This window comes from Pseudobacter sp., from assembly GCF_051955275.1.
GTDB lineage: Bacteria > Bacteroidota > Bacteroidia > Chitinophagales > Chitinophagaceae > Pseudobacter.
Window position 1 is genome coordinate 1 of sequence record NZ_JBQCGW010000288.1, and the last position, 3,869, is coordinate 3,869.

3 protein-coding genes are annotated in these 3,869 nt (G+C 50.5%); 1 reads left to right on the plus strand and 2 read right to left on the minus strand.

Annotated features, from left to right (window positions below):
• Positions 1-181: 181 nt before the first annotated feature.
• Entirely contained in the window at positions 182-2,341 is a 2,160-nt protein-coding gene (gene pnp / locus ACTHMC_RS25130; protein ID WP_440417499.1) for a polyribonucleotide nucleotidyltransferase, read from the minus strand.
• Positions 2,342-2,509: 168 nt separating this feature from the next.
• Positions 2,510-2,782, minus strand: coding sequence for a 30S ribosomal protein S15 (gene rpsO / locus ACTHMC_RS25135; RefSeq protein WP_440417501.1), 273 nt, complete (start codon positions 2,780-2,782; stop codon positions 2,510-2,512).
• A 134-nt stretch (positions 2,783-2,916) separates the two neighbouring features.
• Between rpsO and ACTHMC_RS25140 the strand changes: the two genes are divergently transcribed.
• A partial coding sequence (locus ACTHMC_RS25140; protein ID WP_440417503.1) for a Gfo/Idh/MocA family protein occupies positions 2,917-3,869 on the plus strand: 953 nt, incomplete at its 3' end.

Below are 3,869 nucleotides of genomic sequence, written 5' to 3' on the forward strand. Positions count from 1 at the left end.
TTTCCCCTGACCATAGCACCGAGGTTTTTTTTTTTTTTTTCCCGTTGGGCGGTGGCCTGGTTTCCGCCGTTTTTGTCCTAATCTCCTACCCGGCCGCCCCCCCCCGCGACTGGGCACTCTGATAAAAAGAAGAGCCGACCATTTGGTCGGCTCTCTGTATTATTGCTGATTCAACAGGCTCTTACTCTCCTGCAGGAGTGCCGTTGCTTTCAGGACGTTTAGGACCTTCCGGTTTTGGCATCAGCACTTTGCGGCTGAGCTTGAATTTGCCGGTCTTGTGATCAACGCCGATCAGTTTCACTTTCACTTTGTCGCCTTCTTTCAGAACACCTTCCATGCTCTCGAGACGTTTGTGTGAAATTTCGCTGATGTGGAGCAGGCCTTGTTTGCCAGGCAGGAACTCAACGAAGGCGCCGAATTCTTTGATACCTTTCACAGTGGCTTCGTATACGGAACCGATCTCAGGAACCGCAACGATACCCTTGATCCAGGATACTGCTTTCTCCAGACCTTCTTTCGCAGGGCTGAATACGCTTACTTCACCGTAGTTACCTACTTCTTCGATATTGATGGTAGTACCTGTCTCGCGCTGGATCTCCTGGATGATCTTTCCTTGTGGTCCGATCACTGCACCAATGAATTCCTTATCAATGAACATCTTCTCCATACGTGGAGCATGAGGTTTCACCTCTTCGCGGTGGGCAGGCATTGCTTCATACATGGCATCCAGGATGTGGAGGCGGCCATTGCGGGCCTGTGCCAGTGCTTCGCGCATGATGTCCATGCTCAGACCATCCACCTTGATGTCCATCTGCACACCGCAGATACCTTCACGTGTACCGGTTACTTTGAAGTCCATATCACCCAGGTGATCTTCATCACCGAGGATATCGCTGAGGATCGCATATTTGTTGTCTGCACGCGTGATCAGTCCCATTGCGATACCACTTACGTGTTTCGGGAAAGGAACGCCGGCATCCATCAGGGCCAGTGAGCCTGCGCACACGGTAGCCATGGAGGAAGAACCGTTTGATTCCAGGATATCACTCACAATACGTACTGTGTATGGATATTCTGAACCAGGCATCATTTGCTTCAGGGAGCGCATGGCCAGGTTACCGTGACCAACTTCACGACGGCCGGGGCCGCGCATCATTTTCACCTCACCTGTAGAGAAGGGAGGGAAATTATAGTGAAGGATGAATTTAGTGTAGTCGGAAGTGGCTGCGCTTTCTACCAGCAGTTCATCCAGGGGAGTACCCAGGGTTACGGTAGTGAGCGATTGTGTTTCACCACGTGTAAAGAGCGCGGAACCGTGCGGGCTTGGCAGTGCATCCACTTCCATGGCCAGTTGACGGATCTCGTCGGTCTTACGGCCATCGAGACGGATACGCTCATCCAGGATCACGTTACGTACGTTCTCCCATTTCAGGTCCTCGAAATACTTCTTGGCCAGTTTCTTCACGCTGTCTTCCGCTTCTTCTCCAAGGCTTTCGATCAGTGCTTTTTTCAGGGCATCGAATGCATCGGAACGCTCGTTCTTGCCGGAAGCAGAACGTGCGATGGCTGAGATCTGCTCGCCGGCGAAAGCTTTCACTTTCTCCTGCAGTTCAGCATCCACTACCGGTTTGGTATATTCGCGTTTGCCTTTTACACCAGCTTTGTCGCGCAGATCGGCTTGCGCCTTGATCTGGATGCGGATAGCGTCGTGCGCGATTTCCAGGGCTTTCACCAGGTCCTCTTCAGCACACTCTTCCGCTTCGCCTTCCACCATCATCAGGTTCTTTTCAGTAGCTGCGATGAGGAAGTCCATATCCGCTTTTGCAAGCTGTGCGCGCATCGGGTTAACGATGAATTCACCGTCAACGCGTGCTACACGCACCTGGGAAATGATCTCTTTAATGGGAATATCAGAAACTGCGAGTGCGGCAGATGCAGCCAGGCAGGCCAGTGCATCGGGCATTACTTCAGGATCGCTGGATACCAGGGTAATCAGCACCTGAACGTCACAGAAATAATCTTCAGGGAACAAAGGACGCAGTGAGCGGTCGATCAGACGGCTGACCAGTACTTCATAATCGTTGAGCTTTCCTTCACGTTTGAAGAAAGAGCCGGGGATACGGCCCGCAGATGCGAACTTCTCATTGTAATCAACTACGAGAGGGAAGAATTCCTGTCCTTCTCTCGGTTCTTTGTTGGCTACCACGGTAGCGAGGATAATGCAATTACCCTGACGAACGGTTACAGCACCATGTGCCTGACGGGCCAGTTTTCCGGTTTCAACGGAAACCATTCGGCCGCCACCTATGTCAAAGGTTACACCAATAGGTTGTACGAGCATAGTAATCTCGATTTAAGACTGCTGGTCTGAAAAGGTGGGAATTGATTTGTTCAACCTGCAGCCTGGTTAAAAACTTTAAATACAAAACACAAATAAACCTTCGGATAAAAAGAACTATTCCCAACCAGTATTCAGGTCGGGAATTAGTTTATTATCATTATCCGGTGGTTATTTTCTGATTCCGAGTTTCTCAATCAGAGCACGGTATCCTTGCAGATTGTGCTTGCTGAGATAAGTCAGCAGGCGTTTACGCTGACCAACCATTTTCATCAAACCACGGTGAGTAGAAAAATCGTGTTTGTTTTTCTGAAGATGTTTTGAAATACTGTTGATACGCTCAGTAAGCAGAGCGATCTGTCCTTCAATAGAACCAGTGTTTGCGGCAGTGCCACCAAATTCAGTGAAAATATCAGCTACTTTTTCTTTTGTTAAATACGGCATCTCAATTTTTTTTTAAATGCATCCAAAGATTGCTTCTTCTTATTTTGGCGGCAAAGGTATAGAATTTATTGCTATTTTAATATCTTGCTGCCCTGTTTTTATAAAAAATACCAGAACCGGGGTTCTACAATACAATGAGTTATCAATTTGCCCTCATCGGATGCGGCCGTATCGGAAACCGGCACGCCGCCCAGATTGCCACCCAGGGTCAGCTACTGGCTGTTTGCGATACGGATGCCGCAAAAGCCTATGCGCTGGGGAAGCAATACAATGCGCAAATATACGGGTCCATCACAGAACTGCTTAGTCATCAGCAACCTGACGTGGTCAGCATCTGCACGCCCAACGGCCTGCATGCCGCTCATGCCATCCAGGCCCTGGAAGCCGGCTGTCATGTTCTCTGCGAAAAGCCCATGAGCATTTCCACTGCCAGTGGCCGACAGATGGCCGATGCCGCCCGGAAATCCGGCAAAAAACTTTTTGTGGTAAAGCAGAACCGGTTCAATCCCCCGGTGGCCCTCCTCAAAGAACTGCTCATGGCCAAACGCCTTGGAGAGATCCTGGGCTTTCAGGTGAATTGCTTCTGGAACCGCCCAGCCCCCTATTTCGCCAACAGCTGGCATGGTACCGCAGCGCTCGATGGCGGCATTCTGTACACCCAGTTCAGCCACTTCATCGACCTGCTCTTCTGGCTCCTCGGTCCTACCCGCGTGGTGAACGGCTTCCGCCAGAATACCATGCATCAAGAAATTATTGAATTCGAAGACAGTGGTGCGGCCATCCTGCAGCTTGCCAATGGTGCCCGTGGCACCCTTCAGTATACCATTAATAGTCACGCCTCCAATATGGAAGGCTCCATCACCGTTTTCGGAACCAAAGGCACCGTAAAGGTGGGCGGGCAATACCTCAATGAACTGGAGCATTTTTCTGTGGAAGGAATGGAAAAGCCCAGTCTGCCGGCCGGCAACGGTGCTAATAATTATGGTCATTACCAGGGCAGCATGAGTAACCATGATAAGGTGTACAAACAGCTGACCGCCGCCTTGCAGGACCCTTCCCAGCATCTGTTGGAAGCCGAAGAGGCCCT